The 17354-nt window shown below is 62.7% G+C and carries 19 protein-coding genes; 7 read left to right on the forward strand and 12 right to left on the reverse strand.

Going from position 1 to position 17354, the window contains the following annotated elements; genetic code table 11:
* Window positions 1-3 precede the first annotated feature (3 nt).
* Window positions 4-834, reverse strand: coding sequence for an SDR family oxidoreductase (locus tag QMK17_RS22620; RefSeq protein ID WP_283511553.1), 831 nt, complete (start codon window positions 832-834; stop codon window positions 4-6).
* Complete coding sequence (locus tag QMK17_RS22625; RefSeq protein WP_336620180.1) at window positions 831-1556, reverse strand: thioesterase II family protein; 726 nt, start codon at window positions 1554-1556, stop codon at window positions 831-833. The genes QMK17_RS22620 and QMK17_RS22625 overlap by 4 nt, the downstream gene beginning before the upstream one ends.
* Window positions 1557-2183: 627 nt before the next feature.
* Between QMK17_RS22625 and QMK17_RS22630 the strand changes: the two genes are divergently transcribed.
* Window positions 2184-3212: an LLM class flavin-dependent oxidoreductase gene (locus QMK17_RS22630; protein ID WP_283511555.1), complete on the forward strand. Its 1029-nt coding sequence runs from the start codon at window positions 2184-2186 to the stop codon at window positions 3210-3212.
* A gap of 23 nt (window positions 3213-3235) precedes the next feature.
* Here QMK17_RS22630 and QMK17_RS22635 read toward each other — a convergent pair whose 3' ends face one another.
* Window positions 3236-3943, reverse strand: a complete 708-nt coding sequence (locus QMK17_RS22635) for an enoyl-CoA hydratase-related protein (RefSeq protein ID WP_283511556.1) — start codon at window positions 3941-3943, stop codon at window positions 3236-3238.
* 246 nt (window positions 3944-4189) lie between these two features.
* Here QMK17_RS22635 and QMK17_RS22640 point away from each other — a divergent pair, with 246 nt between their 5' ends.
* Entirely contained in the window at window positions 4190-4477 is a 288-nt protein-coding gene (locus tag QMK17_RS22640) for a DUF7218 family protein (protein WP_283511557.1), read from the forward strand.
* Between the two features lie 22 nt (window positions 4478-4499).
* On the opposite strand, the gene QMK17_RS22645 is transcribed toward QMK17_RS22640, so the two are convergent.
* The 3 genes from QMK17_RS22645 to cynS form a co-directional block, all read right to left on the reverse strand.
* On the reverse strand, window positions 4500-4652 hold the full coding sequence (locus QMK17_RS22645; RefSeq protein ID WP_283511558.1) for a hypothetical protein: 153 nt from the start codon (window positions 4650-4652) through the stop codon (window positions 4500-4502).
* Between the two features lie 122 nt (window positions 4653-4774).
* Window positions 4775-5821 carry an LppP/LprE family lipoprotein gene (locus QMK17_RS22650; protein WP_283511559.1) on the reverse strand — a complete coding sequence of 349 codons (1047 nt, stop codon included), beginning with the start codon at window positions 5819-5821 and terminating at the stop codon, window positions 4775-4777.
* An 84-nt stretch (window positions 5822-5905) separates the two neighbouring features.
* A complete protein-coding gene (gene cynS / locus QMK17_RS22655; RefSeq protein ID WP_283511560.1) occupies window positions 5906-6352 on the reverse strand; it encodes a cyanase in 447 nt (148 codons plus the stop codon).
* A 74-nt stretch (window positions 6353-6426) separates the two neighbouring features.
* Here cynS and QMK17_RS22660 point away from each other — a divergent pair, with 74 nt between their 5' ends.
* Entirely contained in the window at window positions 6427-6750 is a 324-nt protein-coding gene (locus QMK17_RS22660; RefSeq protein ID WP_283511561.1) for a cupin, read from the forward strand.
* A gap of 283 nt (window positions 6751-7033) precedes the next feature.
* On the opposite strand, the gene QMK17_RS22665 is transcribed toward QMK17_RS22660, so the two are convergent.
* Both QMK17_RS22665 and QMK17_RS22670 read right to left on the reverse strand, forming a co-directional pair.
* Complete coding sequence (locus QMK17_RS22665) at window positions 7034-8170, reverse strand: PQQ-binding-like beta-propeller repeat protein (protein WP_283511562.1); 1137 nt, start codon at window positions 8168-8170, stop codon at window positions 7034-7036.
* Window positions 8167-9495: a hypothetical protein gene (locus tag QMK17_RS22670; protein ID WP_283511563.1), complete on the reverse strand. Its 1329-nt coding sequence runs from the start codon at window positions 9493-9495 to the stop codon at window positions 8167-8169. The genes QMK17_RS22665 and QMK17_RS22670 overlap by 4 nt, the downstream gene beginning before the upstream one ends.
* Before the next feature lie 526 nt (window positions 9496-10021).
* Between QMK17_RS22670 and QMK17_RS22675 the strand changes: the two genes are divergently transcribed.
* Window positions 10022-12016 carry a TerD family protein gene (locus QMK17_RS22675; protein WP_283511564.1) on the forward strand — a complete coding sequence of 665 codons (1995 nt, stop codon included), beginning with the start codon at window positions 10022-10024 and terminating at the stop codon, window positions 12014-12016.
* Here the strand turns inward: QMK17_RS22675 and QMK17_RS22680 are convergent.
* Both QMK17_RS22680 and QMK17_RS22685 read right to left on the reverse strand, forming a co-directional pair.
* Window positions 11932-12525: a potassium channel family protein gene (locus tag QMK17_RS22680; protein ID WP_336620181.1), complete on the reverse strand. Its 594-nt coding sequence runs from the start codon at window positions 12523-12525 to the stop codon at window positions 11932-11934. The genes QMK17_RS22675 and QMK17_RS22680 overlap by 85 nt on opposite strands.
* Window positions 12526-13031: 506 nt before the next feature.
* Entirely contained in the window at window positions 13032-13706 is a 675-nt protein-coding gene (locus QMK17_RS22685) for a class I SAM-dependent methyltransferase (protein WP_283511565.1), read from the reverse strand.
* A gap of 123 nt (window positions 13707-13829) precedes the next feature.
* Here QMK17_RS22685 and QMK17_RS22690 point away from each other — a divergent pair, with 123 nt between their 5' ends.
* The 3 genes from QMK17_RS22690 to QMK17_RS22700 are packed head-to-tail and all read left to right on the forward strand — an operon-like array spanning window position 13830 to window position 15768.
* Window positions 13830-14048: a hypothetical protein gene (locus QMK17_RS22690; RefSeq protein WP_283511566.1), complete on the forward strand. Its 219-nt coding sequence runs from the start codon at window positions 13830-13832 to the stop codon at window positions 14046-14048.
* The gene (locus tag QMK17_RS22695; protein WP_283511567.1) at window positions 14045-14311 is read left to right on the forward strand and encodes a zf-HC2 domain-containing protein; all 267 of its coding nucleotides are present in this window, start codon (window positions 14045-14047) and stop codon (window positions 14309-14311) included. Before QMK17_RS22690 ends, QMK17_RS22695 begins: the two co-directional genes overlap by 4 nt.
* A complete protein-coding gene (locus QMK17_RS22700; protein WP_283511568.1) occupies window positions 14308-15768 on the forward strand; it encodes a dihydrolipoyl dehydrogenase family protein in 1461 nt (486 codons plus the stop codon). Before QMK17_RS22695 ends, QMK17_RS22700 begins: the two co-directional genes overlap by 4 nt.
* Window positions 15769-15838: 70 nt before the next feature.
* Here the strand turns inward: QMK17_RS22700 and QMK17_RS22705 are convergent, their stop codons facing one another.
* Both QMK17_RS22705 and QMK17_RS22710 read right to left on the reverse strand, forming a co-directional pair.
* Window positions 15839-16462, reverse strand: coding sequence for a CDP-alcohol phosphatidyltransferase family protein (locus QMK17_RS22705; RefSeq protein WP_283511569.1), 624 nt, complete (start codon window positions 16460-16462; stop codon window positions 15839-15841).
* Complete coding sequence (locus tag QMK17_RS22710) at window positions 16459-17292, reverse strand: TVP38/TMEM64 family protein (RefSeq protein ID WP_283511570.1); 834 nt, start codon at window positions 17290-17292, stop codon at window positions 16459-16461. The genes QMK17_RS22705 and QMK17_RS22710 overlap by 4 nt, the downstream gene beginning before the upstream one ends.
* Window positions 17293-17354: the final 62 nt, after the last annotated feature.

Here is a 17354-nt window from a genome sequence, read left to right on the forward strand (position 1 = left end):
TTCTCACCGAGCGGAAAATCCGCCGTCGACCGTGAGCACGGTCCCGGTGACTTGGAGTGAGTCGTCCGAGCCGAGCCAGAGCGCGGCGGCGGCGACATCCTCTGGCTCGACGAGGGCGTTCATGGGCTGAGACTGGACGAAGAGCGTTTCGTACTCTTCGGCTTGGACATCGAGTGCGCGGGCAATCTCGGACAGCATGCGGCCCTCGAAATCCGGGCTGTCCCGCACCGAGCCCGGGCAGAGCGCATTCGCCCGGACTTTGTACGGCGCGTAGTCCAGCGCAACGGCCTTCGTCAATCCGATCAGACCGTGCTTCGCGGCAACGTAGCCGGCGAACCGGGTGTATCCGACCAGGCCGGCGGTGGAGGCGATGTTGACGATGCTCCCGGATCGCTGCCCGACCATGATGGCGCCGACCGCCGATATCGCGCGCCACGCGCCGGAGAGGTCGATATCGAGCATCAATTGCCACTCCGCCTCGGTGATCTCGTGCGCGAGTTTGCCTGCCGGGGCAGCGATGCCTGCGTTGTTCACCAGAATGTCGAGGGCGCCGAACCGGTCGTGAGCGGCGTCGACGGCCTCGACGATGCGGGGCAAATCGCGGACGTCCAGTTGTTCGGTGAGCACCGAAATGCCGCGCTTGCGGCACATCTGGGCCGTGTACTCGAGTTGACTCTCCGAGCCGAGCGGGTACGGCACTCCTGGCAAGTCGTGCGCCACGTCGATCAGCATCAGGTCCGCGCCCTCGTGCGCGAACCGAAGGGCGCAGGCTCTGCCGAGGCCACGGGCGGCGCCGGTGACGATCGCGGTTTTGCCGGTGAGTGTGCCGGTCATCGGAATTCCGGCGTTGCCAGCTGGGCGGCGATCAACCGGAGCAGAACGGCGGCCTGGTCGACGAGGTACATGTGTCCGCCGTCCAGCTCCAACGTCTCGGTCGCCGCCGAGGAGACTGTGGACCATTGTGCCGCCTGCTCGGAGCTGACCAGGAGGTCATCGCGACCTCGCATCGAGGTGATCGGAACTTTCAACGGGGTGCGGACCCGGGGTCGATAGTTCTCGTGCATCTCCACGTCGGCCCGAAGAACCGGCAGCAGCAATTCGCGAAGTTCGGGGTGGGCGAGTGCGGGATGTCTGTATCCGGCGAGGAGGTGAACTTGCTCGAGAAACTCCTCGTCGTCGAGGTCCGAGGCGCGAATCTGGCGATACGTGAACGGTCCGGCGGACCCGCTGACGAACATGTGGTCGAGCTGGACGCCGCGGATCTCCTCGAACCGGTGGGCCATCTCGAAAGCCAGGACGGCGCCCAGACTGTGACCGAAGATCGCCAACCGGTCACTGTCGCGGACCTGAGGGAGCACCTGCGGCATCAACGCGTCGACGGCCTCTTCGACCGTGGTCAGCGCAGGTTCGGCGAAAAGCTCCTCGCGTCCTGGCAACTGAACGGCCACGACATCGATTCGTTTCGGGGCTACCGGCCGCCACGCCCGGAAGAATGAAGCTCCTGATCCCGCGTACGGCAAGCAAATCAGCGAAAGTCGCTCCATTTCCTGCTCCATTTCCAAAGCAAAACCCTGGTGTGTCCGAGTGTGACGGGGTTGCGCGGCCGGGCCCGGCTCGGTGGCGACCGGCACGAGGGAGCCAGGACGGACACGGGGTCCGTGCCGATGCTCGTCTCCGCGCGAGTGTGGTCCACAGGATGTCACCTCAAGAGATGTATCGCTGCAACTACGTGACCTGTTCCGTCTGGCTTTCGGGCAGGGTCTGTTCGGTCTACCTGGGGGCGTTTCGCCTCGATCGGCATTCGACCATTCGGCCATGAATGCCGCTGCCTACCCCGAGGTGATCGGGTGGATCGACCGACTTGTCGTACGGGCGTAGCTCGACGCCCCACGGGATCAGACATCAACGGACCGTTCACGAGCGAAATTTTGGGGTACGGATGATTTTCGCATGTCGGCTGGTCTCGAGGAAAAGCTTCACGATGGGAAGCCCCGATATACCGTATCTTTTGTCTCTTTTGTCTCTATCGACCGCTTGGATAGTGGATATCGCCAGCTTGATAACGGGCATAGACGAGTTGAAGCGCTGTGGAGCGTAACTGTCGCCTGCTCGCCTTCCGCTGGAATAATTGAAGTTTCACTGACGCTGACGGATATGTCCATCCCTAATCGAGAGGTCCCATCGTGCATCTGGGCGTCGACAGTTTCGCTTCTTCCGTGACCGACCCGACCGACGGTCGGGTGATTGCACCGGAGGAGCGGATGGGTCACCTGCTCGAGGAGATCGCCCTGGCCGATCAGGTAGGGCTCTACTCGTTCGGCATCGGCGAGCATCATCGCAGCGAGTACTACGACTCGGCCCCGTCGATCATTCTGGCCGCCGCGGCGGCGCGGACCGAGAACATCCGGCTCGGCAGCGCCGTGAAGGTGCTCAGCGCAGACGATCCAGTGCGGGTGTTCCAGGAGTTTGCCACCCTCGACCTCATTTCGAAAGGCCGGATCGACCTGGTCGTGGGACGCGGCTCCTTCACTGAATCGTTCCCACTGTTCGGCCTCGATTTGGCCGATTACGACTCACTCTTCGCCGAGAAGTTGGACCTCCTGCTGCAGATCCGCGACAACGTCGAAGTCACCTGGTCCGGCCGGCACCGCCCGGCATTGGTCCGTCAGGGGATCTATCCGCGTCCGCTACAGGATCCGTTGCCGATCTGGGTCGGGGTGGGTGGAACACCCGAATCTTTCGCCCGCGCAGGGCTTCTCGGGCTCCCGCTGATGATCGCCATCGTCGGTGGGGAACCACGCCAGTTCGCTCCGCTGATCGACCTGTACCGGCGCGCCGGAGCCCAAGCGGGCCACCCGCCGGAGCAGCTGAAGGTGGGTCTGCACGTGTTCGGCTTCGTCGCCGAGACCACCCACGCCGCAGCAGACACCATCTACCCCGGCTGGAACGAGATGTTCACCAAGATCTCCCGGGAGCGTGGATTCGCTCGGCCGAGTCGACAGCAGTTCGACGCCACCTCCGGTCCCGACGGTGCGTTCTTCATGGGCGATCCGCAGACCGTCGCAGACAAGATCCTGCGAGTCGGCGAACAACTGGGAGGTGTCGACCGACTGTCGCTGCAGATGACCAATCCGCGGCTGTCGCACAGTGATCTGCTACGCGGCATCGAACTGCTCGGTACCCAGGTCGCGCCTCTGGTGACCAAAAGTTAGCACTCTGCTGATGGTTGGTCTGCTCAGTTCGAGGCCCATTCCATTTCGTCGACGCCCGCAACCGGGGTCAGCAGTGAACGAATCTCGTTGGCGTACATCGTTCGCTTGATCTCGCCCAGAACGGTCCCTCGCGTTCCGGCCAGCTCGCTCGCGCGGGCTATGGCGTCGTCGCACAATCGCTCTTCGGTCGATACCGCATCGACCAATCCGAGCGCCATCGCGTCGCCTCCGCCGTAGCGTCGTCCGGTGGTCAACGCCTCGTGGAAGGCGTGAGGTGCCAGCTTGGCGTTGACCATGTCGACGGTGCCCGGGCTGTAGGTCGCGCCGATGTTGACGCCGGGGAAGCAGAGAAAGCCTCGATCGGATCGCATGATTCGGTAGTCGTGTGCCATTACGAAGAATGCGGCACCACCGTATGTGTGTCCTTGCATGGCCGCGACTGTCTGCATCGGGAACGTCAGGAAACGCACCAGCATCTCCTGCACCGTGCTGATGAAGCGATTGATCTGGTCGAGGTTCTCAGCACCCCACGACAGATCCACTCCGGTGGAGAAGTACTTGCCCGTCGCCGTCGTGACGAGCGCGGCGGGGCCGGAACTGGCCTCGACGTCGTCGAGCAGAGCATTGATCTCGGCAACCCAGTCCGGACTTATGCGGTTTTCGGTCTCGTCGACACCTCGACTTCCGAGGTTCAGCACGAAGACGTCAGCAACTCGCTCGAGGTATGGCATTTCCCGAACGTACCCAAACTTTGTTGATCTCACTCACAACGGGATCCGGTTCGTGTGTCTCAGGACGACGATGTCGCCGACGGTCTCCGAATCAGCTCGCGGTGACCGTAATGGCGTGAAACGACCACCGCTGCCGAGAACAGTACGATCGCTCACCCGATGCACAGCACTCGCGGAACGAGGTTTGTCCTCGTGCAGACCGGGTAGCGCTCCAACATTCGAGGTAGTCCAGCGAGAGGAGTTCCGATGCCGGCGAAGAAGAGCGATACCGAATCCGATGACCAGCCACAGCTGAAGGACCAGGACCTGTACGAAAGGCTCCGCGAGGAAGGCAACTCGAAGGAGAAGTCTGCCCGCATCTCCAATGCCGCTGCGAACAAGGGGAGAGAGCAAATCGGTGAGAAGGGCGGAAAGTCAGGATCCTACGAGGACTGGACGGTCGACGAATTGACCGACAGGGCCAAAGAATTGGGCCTGGAGGGCTGCTCGAAACTGAAGAAAGACGATCTCATCAATGCGCTCCGAAATCACTGATTCACAGTGGTTGAGGCGTTGACTAGTACTGCTGCTGCGCTGGGTAGTAGGCGTCGAAACTCGGAAGTTGGGTGCCGTGTCTGGACGCGATGAACATGTCCAGGTAGTGCTCGCACCCAGGTCCGGTGTCGCCCAGCGACGGGGTGCGGACCCGGGGTCGATAGTTCTCGTGCATCTCCACGTCGGCCCGAAGAACCAGCGCGATGGCGTCGGGGAGTTACGGTCGGCTCGGGTAGGCGGTGATCTGGCCGGCGCCACCGCGGCGGACGAGGTAGGTCCACGGTGCGTCGACACGAACTACCCAGTCACCTCGACGGGTATCGTCCCGGTCGTCACGACCTGCGACCCATCCCACTGGTAGTGAACCGGAACCGAAGCGCCAGGATGGTATTCGTCGTCACCGGGGACGCGCCACCCGTAGTTGATCGTCACCGAGTAGTAGTCCGTCTCAGCGACAGACATGTTCGGGTACGGGACTTCGTTTGCCGTGCCGAGGTACTGCCCGTCGTGAAAGAACAACAGATACTGGGGATCGTCCGCTCGGTTTCGGCTTGCCGGTCGAGCGAGAAACCACGTCAACGGCAAGCACTCGTTCGTATAGGTCGACATCTCCCATTTACGGCCCTCGAACGGCGGGAGGGTCGCCATGGCCGTGTCTTGTGCGGCCCTGTCGATGCAGCGGAGGTCGGGCGCGGGAGTGGGGTCCGGAGCCGGTTGCGGAATCGGCGCTGGGTCGTCCCCGGGATTGTCCCCCCGGTTGTTTGTCACTTCGGCCGGCAACTCGTCCAACATCTCCACCGACGCCCCGTTCCACCGATACCGGATCAACGCTGGGCCGCCTGAAACACCTGCCGTGGATTCCCCTTCTCGGAGCCATTTATACGCCACTGTGACGGTGTCATCGGTTTGTCCAGCAATGGACGTGAATGCATACGGCTCCAGAGTCGCGGTTCCCAGGTAGGTGTCGTTGTGGAAGAACAACACTGTCCAGGGACTACTCCCGGTCGCACCGATCGGATACGCGAGGACCCACGAGAGCGTCGCGCAGAGGTCGCCCTTTTCGTAGACCTTCCATCCCAGACCGATGAACTGAGGCAGCGACTCCACACCTGCCTGCACGACGGAATCCTCGACGCACGACGGCGATCCTCCTCCGACCGGTGCGGCGGTCGTTGTCTCCGGCATCGGAGAGACCGTGGTCGTCGACGAGGTTGATGTCCCCGCACCGGACGGCACCGATCCAGACGGCAGCGAACCAGACGGCGCAGCACCGGTCCCCGCCTGCCCGCACCCCACAGCGAACAACGCGACGACGGCCAGACCTGCGAGAAATCGTGGGCTCATGCTTGGTTCATCAGAACGAACCGACCGACCGTTACCCTATTTCGCGACCTGTCGCCGAGTCGAGACCGAAGCGAGACTCAGGCGCTACCAGCGGTAGTCGAGGAACTTTCCGTCGAACGTCACCACGACGCGATCTCCCTCGGGGTCGGGTCTACGCGACACGTCCAGCTTGAAATTGATGGCACTCATGATGCCGTCGCCGAATTCTTCGTGAATGAGTTCCTTCAGCGCCGGGCCGTAAACCATGAGTGCTTCGTGGAAGCGGTACATCGTGGGATCGGTGGGCACCGCTCCGTCCCACGGCCCGCGATACGGCTGCACCGTCAACGCCAACCTGGTGTCTGCGTCGAGTTCGAGAATCGCGGCAACCTTGTCCGCGAGATCGGCGGGCACCGGGTGCTGCCCGAGCAACGCCGCGACCGTCCACGCCGGAGCTCTGTCGATCGCTTCCGCGAGCTGCGCCCACGTGACTCCGTGCCGCACTTTCGCTTCGAGCACCGCTTCGGCGGCCTTCTTCTTGTCGAGCGTCATATATCCACGTCCCTTAGGTCAGCGGCCGACGCCGCTCTACCCTCCTGTTTTCGCAGCAGGAGGAGGCATCTCGATTGTTGCAGCACGTCGACGTCGTCGCAGTCGATGCCGGTTCGATTCCTGTTGGGCACGGTCCACATCCTGCGGCTAGTCCTTACGGCACACGCATCAGCAACGCACTGGGTGTCACCGCGATCGAGGTTAACCAGGTCAAGTTGCTGGCAGGCTCGGAAACGGTGAAGCACGGTCACCTCGACGATCGAAAAGACGACGTCTATGCGATCGTGGCCGGAACCGGGTGGGTTTTCGTCGACGATGGGCTATTTTCGATTGGCACCGGGCCAGTTCGTGCCGGTGAACGTCGGGTCCGGGCGGCTGTTCTCTCGGTTGCGTCATGAGTCAGCGACTGCCCATTCGCCGCCGTCGTGGCGCAGGTACTCGATCGATGTGTCACTGATGCGGGCAATTCGGGGATTGAGCCAGTGGGTGGCGTCGGGTGTCCAACTGGCCAGGACGCTGGCGCTCTCGGCGCCGGGACTGTCCGATGGTCATTCGAGACCACCGCTCCATTCCTCGTATTCACGTGTTCGTCAAGTCTGGTCAGTCGACAGACTTGCAACCTAGCGCGTACGCGGAGTGCACTTGCCTGCGCGGCATGATGTGCAATTGCCGACGTGAAACTCAGTTCCCATCCGGCTCGAGCTGGACTATCGACTCCGAGTTCAGAAAGTAGACACCAGACGTTGCTTCGATAATCGTGCCCGACCCAGTGAAACCGTCCGTCGTCGTCGGAAGTGGCCACGTCCATGTGATGTCACCGGTCTCGGTGTCGGTGGCGGTAACGGAGTCCTCGCTCTGCGAAAAGTGCGTGTCTCCAACTGTCAACTCGGTGGCATACGGGTCGATCAGTTGCAATACCTCCTCGCCGCTTTCAGTGTCGACCACTGAGGTCTCCGAAATCAACTCGAGGTCTGCAATTGCGGAACCTGTTCGTGTATCGAAGAATTGAGCATCCCCGCCGAGAGTGACGAGACCTAGGTCGTCGTCGATGTGAATCAACGTGCCGTCCACACCCTCCCACGGCGCAAAGGCCGGAACAGGAAGGGACCAGGCATCGGCGAGCGCGTTGACTGGCCCCCCGTGCAGGACGGATTCACCGTCCTCTGGGTTGCCTTCCAGGACGTACACCGAGTCGCCGTCGGACTCGATTCCGAACGGAAACCAGCCGTCCGGCAGGGGAATTCTACGAACCGATCCATCCTCGATGTCGATGGCGACAAGAGCAGGGACATCTGCGTACGAATCCAGGCATACCACTTCGCCCAGCACCGGTCGGCTCGCACAGCTGTCGATTCCTCCCGGCGACACCGACCAGCGCACCTCACCGTCACCCTCGTCGAGACCTACCAGCTTTGGGGAGTCGAGAGAGTAGGTGCGCGGGTTCGGCAGACCCACGGCCGAAATCAGCACATCACCGCCGTCGATAACGCCGTAGGCACCGGAATCGAACATGAGTCCCGCTGCGGGAGAACGGAACGCCGCGAATTCACGACCGTAGGCCGATTGTGCGTCGACCGACCAGCCGGACATGTGGATTGGACCATGAGGTTCTTGCGTGGTGGTGGGCGTGGGGTCGGAGTAGGCCGCGGTCCAGTCGTCGCCTGGCACCGTCGGGTCCGGTTCGACATCGACGCGAGTGACCGCCACGACCGCAGCCGCTACCGCAACTGTGGCCACCACGACGGCAAGTGTGGTTCGAGACTTGTCGGTGCGTCGTGCGGGTCGGTCGTGGCCATCGCCGATCAATGTGGTGTTCACGGCCACTGTCCGATGGGAGTGGCGGCGACGACGTCGAGAATTCCCACTGGTAGGGGCTCCGGGAGCGTCAGCGGCGCCTTCCCATTGGCACCGACTTCAACCGACGATCGTGCCGACACCTGCACGCCGGACGGGCGCGTGACGGTGACCGACCGCGACAGCAACCCGGTCCCGTCCTCGGACGTCAACATGTTGGTGACGTCGGCGTCGAAGTACTGGATCACCGAGCCGTCGGGCAGGGTGCGGGTCTCCGGCAGTTGCCCGTAGAAGGATGGGTCGTACGGGTCAGGAGCGGTAGGAAGAGGCTGGTTGCCGACCACGGACACTGCTAGACGGATGCTGCTGCCCAAGACCGCGACGTCGGTGCAAATCCCTGACCCGAAACCCGCGGGGATCAACGATCCCACAGGGCGGTCCAGGGCGGGCGCGCCCCGGAGCGAAGCCCAACTCGCCGTAAATGCAGCGTTCGCTGCATCGAGCGCTTCTGGATTAATGTCTCGAACCGTTCCCTCATCGGACGAGTACACCGAGCAATCTCGTCGCAGCACCGGCGGTTCGCTGGGTAAAGGCGTGGACACGCCCAGCTCGGGCAGCGCTGCAATTGCTGCAATTTCGTCCTGTTCGAGTGGCAGCGTGGGGGAGGAAGGAGCACTCAGGTGCACGCTGACGCGGGTGCCGTCCTGGCGGTAGGCGGTGGCCGATCGTGAATAGGTTCGCGTGCCGGCAATTTCGTACCACGTGTCGTTGATGTCGACCACTGTGCCGTCACTGTCGGTGTCACGGCTATCGAGAGAGCCTGCGACACACGGAGGCGCACCCTTATCCGACGGGCCGACACCGAGGGACACGAAAGCAGCGGAGCCGTCACGCATCAATTCAGCAGTGGCGTTCGAGACGGGATCGAATCCAGGGACATCGATATCCTCCACAGGGCCGAAGCTCAGCGATTGCGATGGTGCAGCCAATACGATGTCCACGTCGGACGGTAGTGCCGCGCGCACGGCCTCCGACATCACGGCCGCTCTGCCAGAGGTCATCCACGGAAACGCCGGGTTGTCGTAGGTGCTCTCGCCTCCCCCGATCGAGCTCGAGAAAAGCATGGACTCGCTCTCCGTCGGCGGCTCCTGCACATCGTCGCAACCCGGAATGTCCACGGGATACTCGACCGGCTCGGTCACGACCTCGGACGTCGTTGCCGCGGTGCCGCCGTCCGCCACAACATTGTTCGGCGTAGAAATAAAGCTGGCGGCCACGACGCCTACAGAGATAATTGTGACGACCACCGACGCAGTTCTGATTCGGTCGAGTCCTCTGCTGTCCACCACGGTGTGACAGTACAACGTGGACGGCGTCGAGCCCCGCCCTACGGCTTCCGAATCGGTGCCTGTTGCGTGCAAGCTTTCCGATTGACCCGTGAGTGCGTGTCGCCGAAGGTGCGGCTGAAGATCGGTCGCAGTAGACCTTTATGGTGGTGTTTCTTGCGACTTGAAGAAAGTTCGAAAGTTTTTTGCTGAGGTGTCGGAATACCAGGATGGACGGCAACGCAATCGATCCGGTTGAAATGGGTTGCCAGCCGAAAGCGCAACAGTCGTAGCCGAGTTTGACGGGCTTTTTCGCTCGGTCCAAGTATGACAACCGCTATCAGCACCGGATGTGTCATTGGCTAGTGCGATGAGGACAAGCGCGGAATCCGCTTTGATCAATTGCACGGGATGTACAGGGTGGGGTGCTCGGGATCCCACGCTCGGCCGGTCATTCGTATGAATGAACTGGGTCGCGGTTCCTGCGCTGGGCCAACGGTCCCGATAGTCTGCTTTGTTCAGGGTCCGTGGTTGTGATTGGAGTGCGTTCGTGAGTTCACCGATGTTGGCAAAAGGTCAGAACGTGTCGCTGCCGGCCGAGACAAGTGTGCTCGATGTCGTTGTCTCGTGGATCGATTCGGATCGCGACCTCGATGCGTCGGCGTTGCTGGTCGGTGCAGACGGCAGGGTGCGCATCGATGCCGACTTTGTCTTCTACAACCAGCCCGAGTCTGCGGAAGCTTCGGTTCGGTATCTTGGGAGTAGCAGCACCGACGAGGGTAAGCAGGAGCGGATCTCGATTCAGCTGCAATCCGTCCCGGTTGATGTGGAGAAGATCGTGATCGCCGGCAGTTCGACGGATCTGGCGTTGGGGGAGTTTGGGAAGCTGTCGTTGCAGGTGCGTGATCAGTCGGGTTCGGTCCTCGGGGAGTTCGTTACCGCGGACGCCGACACCGAGCGTGCGTTGGTGTTCGGCGAAATCTATCGACGCGACGCTGGCTGGAAGCTTCGTGCTGTGGGGCAGGGCTGGGAGTCAGGTTTGGCCGGTCTCGCCGCTGATTTCGGTGTTGATGTCGACGACAGTGAAGCCGCAGAGGCTACCGACGACATTGTCGTCGCCGAGGTCGTCGATTCGACAACCCACGCCGTCACATCTGATGGCGGCGTTGTCGAGGTCGCACTGACCACTGTCGATGCACCCAAACGCGGAGTGCGCACGAAGAAGCCGACGGTGAAGAAGGCGGCGATGCCGCAGTTCACCCTCGCCGGTGCGGAGACGTGGCAGAGCGCTCGGTTGTTCTCGATCTCGGGAGTCGGGTCGGGGGAAGAGCAGGAGAAGCGCGCCACTTCTGCACTGATTGCGACGATGCAAGCGGTCCGTCCGTTTGCGCGCGCGATCTGCTCGCGCGCGGGGGCACCGGCAGGGCCGTTCGAGGGGTACCTGGAAGTACCGTTCGTCAAAGGTGAAGGCAAGGTCATCCCCGACGGTGTATTTCGGGTCGCGCGTGCCGGGCACGTGTGGACGGCGTTGCTGGAAGTGAAAACTGGTAGTGGCCGGCTGCAGAAGGAGCAGTTGGAGAACTATCTCGATGTGGCGCGCCGTCACAAATACGAAGTGGTACTCAGCTTGTCCAACGACATTCCGGCGTCGGCGGGGGAGTTGCCGGTGGAGGTGAGCAAGTCCAGGTTGGTGAAGGTTGCACTCCGCCATATTTCGTGGTCCGAGGTCATTCACGAAGCTCGAATGTTGTTGTCTCACGGCGGTTTGACGGATCCGCTGCAGGTGTGGATTCTCGACGAGTTCGTGCGGTACCTGACGCATCCGAAGTCGGGGGCGACGGAGTTCGTGGACATGGGGCGTCATTGGGTGGCGGTACGTGATTCAGTGGCCGCAGGAACGTTGCGGGCGAGTGATGCGAAGGGCTTGGCGGTGGCCAATACTTGGGCTTCGTTGTCGCGGCATCTGGCGTTGCGGATGACTGCAGAGTTGGGTGCAAGCGTGAAATATCATCTGCCTCGTAAGTTGAGCGGCGATCCGCAGGCCAGAAACGAGTACCTCGTCGAGCGGCTCGCCTCGGCTGGTTCGTTGGCGGCGACGCTGCGGATTCCCGATGCAGCTGGTGATTTGACGGTGGAGGCGGATCTTCGGACCAACAAGATTCAGTGCAGAACCTCGATCGAGGCTCCCGAGGATGGGACTGCGCTCAAGCGGACGGCGTGGTTGATACGGCAGCTGAAGGATGCGCCGGGGGAGACGTTGGTGGAGGCGGTGTTCTCGGATACGGCGGAGATTTCGTGTGAGAATTTGGCGACGGTGCGTGCGGATGCGAAGACACTGACGGCGGGCCGGGTCAGTGTGCTCACGCGCTTCACGTTGACGGCGCCGACGAAGATGGGCAGCAAGCGATCCGGGTCGGCGGCGGGGTTCATCGGGAGTGTCACCGAGGGCGTCGACGAGTTCTACCGTGTAGTGCTGCAACCACTCAAGCCGTGGGTGCCATCCGCGCCGGAAGCCGTGGATCGCGAACCGGACGCCGCGACGTAATAGATGGCACCTTGTTCGTGGGCATTGTCCGCTGTTGGATGTGAAACGAGTTCTGCTCGAAGAGCAACGATTTGCCGGGTGAGTTCGGCGATCTGGCTGTGCGTTGCGGCTTGGTTGTGGTCGTCTTGTTCGGCGACTTTCTGCACGAGCCACGATGCGAGAGTTGCGGTGACGACTCCGAGCAGGGCGATGCAGACGATCATCAATCCGACTGCGATGCAACGGCCGGTGGCGGTGCTGGGGGTGTAATCGCCATATCCCACAGTCGTCACTGTTGAGACTGCCCACCACAGAGCGTCGGAGAACGTTGTGATGGTGGAGTCGGCCGCTGAGCGTTCGGCGTCGTACGTCGCCAACGATGCGACGAAGATCAGGAGCAGTGTCCCTGTGATGACGTGGCCACTCGTGAATGTCACTCGCTGCGGTTGGGCACACATCAAGGGTGGGATTGCCGTCGTCGGAGTCGGCGAGACTACGTCGTCCGCGGTCGAACAGCTCGTGATCGCCATCAGGAAACAGCGGAAGCCGCGACCCACAGGCACCGCACCATTGCCGATCCCCTGTCGCCTGAGCGCAGGATATCGCGTTTGACCGAACTTTAGCGCCGGTAAAATCGTTGTTTGTGTCCAGGGCAGGATTTCGTGAGAGTTCATTCGCTCGAATGACGTTGCACAAGTGTCGCTTTGCCTGGTTATGCCGTCAGCTACCGATCTGGGCCGCTGGACGTGGCTGGATTTTCAACTGGAAGGTTACGCAGTCATTACGCGCCCCTGACGGTCTTTCAGTGAGTGCACCGACCCGGAGTCGGCGGGTCGGTCGATACGAGAGCCTCCGGTGATTACTCGGTGCCGTCTGCAGTCGAATGAGCGGGTGCGGTTCCAAATATGTTCGGCGGTTTTGTTGGCGAATGCAATGCGTTATGTGGAAACGGGTGAGGTTGTGAGCAGCATGTCGGCATGGGTGGGTGAGCACAAATTGCGGAGTCCGACGACATCGTGATGGTCGAGGGAAATGCCTACTTCCCATCAAAGGCCGTGTCGCGTTCTTGCACGGTGTCACCGTCCGGCAGAACTGACCCCACGCGCACCTCAATGTGGCCGCCGCGCACGGATGCTGAGCGCACGCACCCCAGACGTTGAGCCATACCGGTCCACGGGTGGGCATCGATGTCGGATCGACCGAGCCTGCAGGCCAGTCGAGCGAGTGGAGTCCACACCTTGGCGGCTCCGGTCGGGGTACGCATGTCCACGACAGCCACGGTCCCGCCGGTCCGCGTCGCCGCGATCATCGTCGCCAGTGCCGACTGCCAGGCGGGCATCAAGGACAGTGCGTAGGTGCTGATCGCGGCGTCGAACGGTCGGTTAGCTCGTAATCCGGCAGGGTTCACGACGGTGGCGTCGGCTTCGATCAGTGTCACGTTGGACCATCCCGCGGAGGTGGCTCGGCGTCTGGCTTGCGCGAGCATCTGCGCACTGGCATCGATTCCGGTGATGCTGCCCTTGGGCCCGATCTGTTGTTGCAGTAGGGGGAAGTTCAGTCCGGTTCCACACCCGATGTCGAGGACGCGGCTGCCCGGGGCGAGGGCGAGTAGTTCGATCGCCGCCGATCGCCCGGCGCGGTAGACGGGCCATTCGAAGGAGATCAGATCGTACAGGCGCGCCGAGATTGTGTACGGGATCGGCTTCTTCATCTAGTTGTGTCCGTTCCGGGGTCGGGGGCGGTGCCGATACGGTTGAGTCAGCCATTCGTGGGCATACGGCAATTGATTCCCACCGTGGGAACACCGCGAGCAAGTCGAAGGGTTCTCCTCATCGTGCACGAATCCGAACCAGTCGATGTGACCGAGGCTCGGGCGCGTGGATTCCGTCGGTACGTCGAGCCTGAGATCGAGGTTCTCCTGCGGGTGGCGTCGACCCTGACCGGTCTCTCCGAGGCCGAGGATCTGGTTCAGGAAACACTGGTTGCCGATATCGCCGATCTCACCTCGACCCGGCCCACATTCGTGGCCGCGACCAGGAAAGGAACCTCATGATCAGGGCTGCACGAATGATGTTGACGTGTCATTGGTCGGCGCGCCGCATACAGCGCTACCTCGACGCCGACCCGGCTGCGTCAGACGGCCCCACCGACATCCGACGGCTCGAAGCGCACTTGACCGTGTGTGAGACATGCCGCGGTGCCGAGCAAGAGTTACAGCAGATCAGTGCCGCGCTGTCCGTGCAGACGATGCCAGACCAGAACAGCGTCGAACATGTCCGAGATTTCCTCGACCGATTGACAGGCGACACCGCATGAGTGCACACAAGTTTCGCAGCGACGAGTGGCCCGCGATCGTCGATCTCGTAGTGGTGGGCGGCGGTACCGCCGGCATCGTTGCTGCGAAGACCGCAGCAGGGTTCGGCGTCAGCGTCGTACTGATCGAACGCGACCGCACCGGCGGCGACTGCCTGTGGACGGGCTGCGTCCCGTCGAAAGCGCTGATCGCAGCCGCATCGGCCGCCGCCGGAGCCAGATCCGCCCACCGATTCGGTGTCGACACCGGCGCGACAAGGATCGACTTCCCACGGGTGATGGCCCACGTGCACCGCTCGATCGCGCACATCGCACCCATCGATTCGCCGGAAGCCCTCACCGCCGGCGGGGTCACCGTCGTACACGGCGACGCCGTCTTCACGGCACCGAACACCCTGACCGTCGATTCGCGGCCCCTGCATTTCGTCCAGGCGATCCTTGCCACCGGAGCTCGTCCCACCGTGCCAGCGATCATGGGGCTCGGATCCGTCGACTACATCACCAGCGACACTCTGTGGAACCTGACCTCGCTACCTGCGCGCCTGCTAGTCATCGGCGCCGGCACTATCGGCAGCGAAATGGCCCAGGCCTTCGCCCGACTCGGCTCGAACGTAACCCTCGTCGGCCGAGCCGCGACCGTCCTGCCCAAGGAGGACGAGTCCGCATCAGCGGTGCTTGCCACCGCTCTCGGCGAGGACGGAGTGAGTATTCTGACCTCCACTTCGGTCGTCGAGATCGACGCCCGTTCCGCACTCACCGATTCCGGACGCAGGATCGAGTTCGATCAGGTCCTCGTCGCCACCGGCCGCACCCCGCGTACCGATTCACTGGGCCTCGATGCCGCGGGCGTCGCCGTCGACGAACGCGGATACGTCACGGTCGACGACCATCTAGTTACTAGTAATCCGCGCATCCGGGCCGCCGGAGATCTCACCGGTCACCCGCAGTTCACCCACACCGCCGGGATGCACGGCAGCCTCGCGGCGAGCAACGCTGTCTTTGGATTTCCCCGCAGTATCGACACGACCGGCACCCCGCGGGTGACGTTCACCGACCCCGAGATCGCCTCCGCGGGAATCGATGTCCATGCTGCACGCCGCATCCCGGGACTGCGGTTGCAGACACTCCAGCATCAGGAGGTCGACCGCGCTGTCACCGAAGGCAATTCCGGGGGCTTCACTACCCTGGTCCTCGACGGCAAGCATCGCATCGTCGGTGCCTGCGTGGTGGGTCCGAGAGCGGGTGAAACCATCGGTGAACTCGTGCTCGCCGTCAAACACGGTCTGCGCACACGCGATATCGCCGCCGCCACGCACCCGTACCCGACATACAACGACGGTCCGTGGAACGCTGCCATCGCTGACGTTCGCACGCAACTCCAGTCTCCCGTCGCCGCCCGCGTTCTCCGCGCCGTCGCAAAAATCCGCAACACTTGGGTGCGACGACGTTCTGCTCCCTGAACCATTCAGCGACGCAACGGTCCACCCGGGACTGAACACCGGTAACGACCGCGCCTTGTCCTGATGCGCATCAGGACAAGGCACGGTAGCCGGCGATGATGCGTTGACCGGAACTGATCGCGACCACCGCGGCCCACACCACGGCGATCTGCGGCGAGATGCCCGGCAGTAGTAGCCAGAGACTGTGTACCGCAATGGTTTCTGCGCCCTCTGCCAGACCTCCGAGGAAGGACAGTGAGCGCCCGTCGTCGATCTGGCGACCGTTGCGCTCGGCGATGGAGGAGAATGCGAGGAAGGCGGTGCCGTTGATGTAGTACGCCAGCAGCACCAGAAGAAACGGCCACCACGGGGCGTCGTAGCCCGCCGAGGCTCCCACCGCGACGCCCACCACCGTCGTGCCGTAGACCACGAAATCTGCTGTGATGTCGAAAAATCCGCCCGCGCCACCATCCACATTGCCGTGTGTTGCCCGTCTTCGCGCCAGCGGCCCGTCTAGACCGTCGGCGATGCGCGAGAGGATCCACAACACCAACGCGAGCCACCAGAACTGCAGTCCCGCCGCCAGAGCACTGCCGAGTCCGAGCGCCAGTCCGGCCGCGGTGATGCGGTCCGGGGTGATCGGGCCCTTGTCGAGTGTGCGGGCGCAGCGGTCCAGCGGGCCTTCCAGCCAGCCGCGAAGGTAGTTGTCGATCATCGGGCTGCTACGGGGCCGGTGCTGTCGGGGTCGGTGCCTGCTGAATCCGCGGTCAGGCCGAGGCGCCGGGCCAAGAGCCAAGAACCGATGCTGAGGGCGAGTACCGCCAACAGTGCAGCCGCGAACGGCCAGGACAGCGGGGATGTGCCGTACGCACCGAGAGCGGTGAAGCCGATGGTGGCCGGGACGATGCCGATCAGCGTGCCCAACACGTAATCACGCTGGCCCACCGCACTGATACCAGCCGCGTAGTTGACCAGAGAAAACGGGAACAGCGGAATCAGACGCACGATCAACACCGACATCAATCCGCGGCGCACGAGCAGGGCATCGAGCTTGCGAAGTTTCCCCCATTCCGAACGCGCGACTTGGCCGCGGCCGAGCGACCGCGCCATCCAGTACGCCAGATACGCACCCATCGTCGCAGCCGCGACCACCACCGCCGCACCGACGGCCAGACCGAACAGCAGTCCCGACGCGATGGTCAGTGTGCTGGCAGGGAACGGGGTCGCCGACAGCAGAGCGTAGACAACGACGAACCCCGCGATGCCCCACCAGCCTGCGTCGGAGACCCGGGAACGTATCGACTCGGGATCGGGCAGATCGATGGTATTGGCCACCACCATGACCGTGATGAGCACCGCGACGATAGCCACCACTTTGACCACGGACCTGCCCCCGCGTGAGCTTTCGCTCCCGGTACTGGGTTGAGCGGCCGCGCGTTGATCGGTGGCGTGTTCACCTGTGGAATCTGGATCTTGCTGGACCATCGATACCTCTCGAAGCGTCAAAAGCGATTCGTTCTTCTCGATACGGGAAGCATCGGCCACCCGGTGTGTTCCCGTATCGCCGGATTCGAACAGTTACGGTGGATCGGACAGCGTCATCGGTG

This window comes from Rhodococcus sp. G-MC3 (assembly GCF_030063335.1).
Classification (GTDB): Bacteria; Actinomycetota; Actinomycetes; order Mycobacteriales; family Mycobacteriaceae; genus Rhodococcoides.

Coding starts and splice junctions, on each gene's coding strand:
- QMK17_RS22645 (WP_283511558.1), bottom strand. CDS start 4,652: ATGCACGAGAACTATCGACCCCGGGTCCGCACCCCGTCGCTGGGCGAC.
- QMK17_RS22685 (WP_283511565.1), bottom strand. CDS start 13,706: ATGAAGAAGCCGATCCCGTACACAATCTCGGCGCGCCTGTACGATCTG.
- QMK17_RS22625 (WP_336620180.1), bottom strand. CDS start 1,556: ATGGAGCAGGAAATGGAGCGACTTTCGCTGATTTGCTTGCCGTACGCG.
- QMK17_RS22705 (WP_283511569.1), bottom strand. CDS start 16,462: ATGATCGACAACTACCTTCGCGGCTGGCTGGAAGGCCCGCTGGACCGC.
- QMK17_RS22650 (WP_283511559.1), bottom strand. CDS start 5,821: ATGAGCCCACGATTTCTCGCAGGTCTGGCCGTCGTCGCGTTGTTCGCT.
- QMK17_RS22680 (WP_336620181.1), bottom strand. CDS start 12,525: ATGGCGATCACGAGCTGTTCGACCGCGGACGACGTAGTCTCGCCGACT.
- QMK17_RS22620 (WP_283511553.1), bottom strand. CDS start 834: ATGACCGGCACACTCACCGGCAAAACCGCGATCGTCACCGGCGCCGCC.
- QMK17_RS22640 (WP_283511557.1), top strand. CDS start 4,190: ATGCCGGCGAAGAAGAGCGATACCGAATCCGATGACCAGCCACAGCTG.
- cynS (WP_283511560.1), bottom strand. CDS start 6,352: ATGACGCTCGACAAGAAGAAGGCCGCCGAAGCGGTGCTCGAAGCGAAA.
- QMK17_RS22695 (WP_283511567.1), top strand. CDS start 14,045: ATGATCAGGGCTGCACGAATGATGTTGACGTGTCATTGGTCGGCGCGC.
- QMK17_RS22700 (WP_283511568.1), top strand. CDS start 14,308: ATGAGTGCACACAAGTTTCGCAGCGACGAGTGGCCCGCGATCGTCGAT.
- QMK17_RS22635 (WP_283511556.1), bottom strand. CDS start 3,943: ATGCCATACCTCGAGCGAGTTGCTGACGTCTTCGTGCTGAACCTCGGA.